Source organism: Rhodococcus sp. ARC_M6 (assembly GCF_022810305.1).
GTDB lineage: Bacteria > Actinomycetota > Actinomycetes > Mycobacteriales > Mycobacteriaceae > Rhodococcus_F.
Map to the genome: position 1 here is coordinate 1 of NZ_JALGQH010000120.1, position 255 is coordinate 255.

Sequence of the window (255 nt, forward strand, 5' to 3'; positions counted from 1 at the left end):
TCACGCTGACCCTGCTCGCGGTGGGAAGACGACCGCGTCGAATCTGTCGGCGTATTGCCGTAATCATCATCGGCTCAAGCATTCCGGCCGGTGGGTGCATACCCCGAACTCGGATCGGACGGTCAGCCTGGTTTCTCCGACGGGGCATTGTTACCGGACTCGGGCGGCGGGATTGCTGGCGGGATCAACTGAACCGATCCCACCGGAGGGTGGGCCGCGGCGGCGGACCAAACTCGAGAACAAGGCTGCCCGGGT

1 pseudogene is annotated in these 255 nt (G+C 64.7%); it reads left to right on the plus strand.

What is annotated here, in order from left to right:
• Positions 1-255, plus strand: a pseudogene (locus MTX36_RS29645) (HNH endonuclease); the annotation flags it as partial.